This window comes from Arthrobacter sp. TJ-58 (genome assembly GCF_058269295.1).
The window spans coordinates 1-3404 of the sequence record NZ_JBZCNM010000012.1 but is presented as its reverse complement, the minus strand read 5'-3'; the positions used below and the strand labels follow the sequence as shown (position 1 = coordinate 3404).

At 60.9% G+C, this 3404-nt stretch carries 1 protein-coding gene, 1 rRNA gene and 1 pseudogene; 2 read left to right on the top strand and 1 reads right to left on the bottom strand.

The annotated features are described in order from the left end of the window. Window positions 1-117: ribosomal RNA gene (gene rrf / locus AC4D2W_RS17270) — 5S ribosomal RNA — on the top strand. A 108-nt stretch (window positions 118-225) separates the two neighbouring features. On the opposite strand, the pseudogene AC4D2W_RS17265 reads toward rrf, so the two are convergent. After that, window positions 226-364, bottom strand: a pseudogene (locus tag AC4D2W_RS17265) (IS481 family transposase); the annotation flags it as partial. A gap of 595 nt (window positions 365-959) precedes the next feature. Between AC4D2W_RS17265 and AC4D2W_RS17260 the strand changes: the two are divergent. Beyond that, the gene (locus AC4D2W_RS17260; RefSeq protein WP_490928160.1) at window positions 960-2831 is read left to right on the top strand and encodes a DUF5979 domain-containing protein; all 1872 of its coding nucleotides are present in this window, start codon (window positions 960-962) and stop codon (window positions 2829-2831) included. The last annotated feature ends 573 nt before the right edge of the window (window positions 2832-3404 follow it).

Genomic DNA, 3404 nt, shown 5'->3' with positions numbered 1-3404 from the left:
TACGGCGGTCATAGCGTGGGGGAAACGCCCGGTCCCATTCCGAACCCGGAAGCTAAGACCCACAGCGCCGATGGTACTGCATCCGGGAGGATGTGGGAGAGTAGGTCACCGCCGGACAATATTTGAGGAAAGAGCCTGTACCAGTGTTGGTACAGGCTCTTTCTGTTTAACGGGTCCGTTGACCAGGGACGTTACGTACACGGATGACCGGTACTAACGGGTGAAGTTATCGGTAAGCACCCGCGGCAGTGATCCCGCTTCCGGCGAAGAAGGCGTTCGCCCGTTCCCAAAACCCGGCAGCGGTGTCTTTGCGTTCGTCGCTGAGAATCTCGGTATAGGCCAGGCGTAAATGGTCGTCGACCGAGATTCTTGATATCCACAGCGGGGCGGTCCAGTGGAGGACGCCCATCCGTTAGCCGATCCGTCCAAGGCGACCTAGCTGTTCACCCGGAAATGATTCGGGGTTCGGTGTGCGCCGGAGTTTTCTGCGGGTGGGGAGGGGCCGGCCTCCTTCAACGGGCACAGAGTGGAAGACCCAGCCGACCACATGCCGGCCAGAGCGGCATTACGTGGGCCCCGTTCGACGACAGGCGTACTCTGCAAACGCATGCGTCACATTTTTATCATCGGGATCGCTGCTTAATTCCTGCATCTCCCTTTTCAGGGGATTCCCCGGCCGGTAGCCTCACTGCTCACGGAGCCCAGATTTTATCCGTTCGGGTGTCGGCTCTGCGGATGTCCACTCTGCCCAGCAAGGAAAGCGGAACCCAATGAATCTGCGTCACAGATCCGGCCGAACGTCGGTCGGCAGTCGAAAAACGAAAAGAAGTCGGGCCAGTGCCGGCCTTGGAATATTTGGTGCGCTGTGTCTTCTCCTGCAGCTGGCTTCACCGGCGCAGGCTGTGTTTTCGGGGGAGTCGCCCGGAAATGAGGTCCCTTCGGATGTAGTGGAAATTACGATGACGGGCACAGGACCCGGTACCGCGGTAACTGGCGGACTTCCTCCGGTCGGACAAGCCTTCGACCCGACTACGGGGTATCCGGCTGATGTTCCTGCCGATTATGAGACAGCAAATGAGTCCTTTGCAGGCATCATCAACACGGTGGATCTGGAAGGCAACACCCAGCAGATGTACTGCATCGATATTCGGACCTCCACCTATACGGGTCTCGGGTATGAGAATGGGTCCTGGGAAGAATCCAACGTCCCCAATATTGGTTACGTAAACCGTGTCCTCAATTCCTACTACCCCGACGTGCCGGGAGCCCCGCCGGAACCACCAACGGACGCGATCCGTGCAGCGGCCGTACAGGCTGCGGTCTGGTTCTTCAGCGACGGCTACGTGCTCCAGGACACTGACCCCATCAGGCAGTACACCGCGGCTATCGTTGCTGCCGTGCTGACTGCAGGCCCGCTAACTGAGCCCCCGGCACCGGACGTTACCGTCGATCCGCCGCTGGCCTCCGGCCCTGTCGACGGAGTTACCGGGCCCTTCACCGTCGCCTCCGCAGATGCTGCCACACTGACGGTAGAGGTGCCGGAAGGCTACACGCTGTACACGGATGCTGCCGGCACCGTCCCGCTCGTTGGCACAACGGTCCCTTCGGGTACGCAGCTGTGGGTTCGAAATGACAACCAGACCACAGATCCTGTGGTGCTGACCGCCACTGCCGTAGTCCCCGTGCAGACAGGAAATGTCTATCTCTACGCGGGGAACAACCCCAGCGTCACGGAAGCTCAGAAGCTGATCCTCGCTGCCGACTCCCAGATCGCGTCCACTGCTCAGGCGACGGCAGAGTTCTTTGAAGCCGGTACCCTCACCGTGAACAAGACGTTTGCGGGCGGTGCGGTGGGCCAGCAGGGGGCCATCCTCCTGAATGTTGACTGCGGACCCGGACTCGTCTTTGAGGCCACTATCGAGGCTGGCCGTACGGAGGACCAAGCGTCCACCTTCACCGGCATTCCTCTGGGGACTACCTGTGTCGTCACAGAACCGGAGACTGGAACAACGACTGCCGTAGATGTTGTGTCTTCGGCTCCACAGGAAGCCGTCATCGAGGCAAGTTCGGCCATTACGATTACCAATACGGTCGAGTACCGGCCGGGTGCACTGAACGTCACCAAGACGATCGACGGGAATGCCGCAGGCCTGCAGTCGGAGATCGTTCTCGATGTTGTCTGCGGGACCGTCCTGGACACTACGGTTGTCATTCCTGCCGGGAGTGCAGCCGGACCGTACGGCCAAACCTTCGCGGACATTCCTGCGGGAACGGAGTGCACGGTAACCGAAACGAGCACGGGTGCAACGTCGGAGGTCACTGTTGACGCGGGCGACCCCGTGACAGTAGTCATCGAGCCGGGCACCACGGTGAGCGCGTCCTTGGCTAACACTGTGCAGTACGCGAACGGTTCGCTGCAGGTTACGAAAATCGTGGCGGGCAACGGGGCGGGCCAGCAGTCCGCTTCAGTCCTGAACGTGGTTTGCGGCGACGAGCTCGAGGAAGTGGTGCGGATCCCCGCTGCCACCCTGCCGGGTGAGTATGTACAGGTCTTCGACGGCATCCCTGCCGGTACCGAGTGCACTGTCACCGAGCCCACGAACGGTGAGAACGGGAACGTCACTGTAGAGACGATTTTGCCCTACAGCGTCGTGATCGTGTCGGGTGAAACCGCGGCGGCGACGGTGACCAACACCTACGCGGTGTTGGGTAAGGACGCCCTGGCCAAAACCGGGGCAAACATCGGTACCCAGGTCTATCTGGCCGGAGCAGGAGCGCTGCTGATCGGCACACTCCTGGTCGCCGGGGCAGCACGACGCAGGAAAGCGTAGTGCAGTCGCCGACACTGTGAACTCAGCCGTCGGCCACCGGCCACCGGACAGGCTGCCCACTCTGTGAAGGTGAGCAGGTAACGTGCCCGGTCCGCAAGGCCCTGCTGTGGGCAGCTTCCCGATGGGGAAGCTGCCCACAGTTGCGTGCTCACCGGAAAGCACAGAGAGGTGGGGACACAGAGGAAATCAGCAAACGAAGTGGCGCCGATAGACGCTGAAGATATGCCCGGTTGAGGTGCCTGCCAGAACGTACAGGCGGCCCCGATCGCAGGGGGGGGGCAGCCTAATTCGCCGGCCGCCTCCGACCTTCGCCAGCCGATTTGCGCCGGTCCCCAACCCCGTGTAGAGTCTTCTAAGTCGCCGCGGCCGGGAGTTGCAAAACATCCTGAGCATGGCGGCCAAACCCCACCAAAAACATTCTGGTGATCCTGCCTGTGCCGAGTGCACGGACACGGAAAGCCGGGGCTTTTGCGCGGGTTCGTCCGGCCGGATGAAACGGTAACCGGGAATTATCCCGAATTGCCAAACACGGTCCGGATGAAATAGAATAAAGAAACACTGCAGCGAAGAGAA

Coding starts and splice junctions, on each gene's coding strand:
- AC4D2W_RS17260 (WP_490928160.1), top strand. CDS start 960: ATGACGGGCACAGGACCCGGTACCGCGGTAACTGGCGGACTTCCTCCG.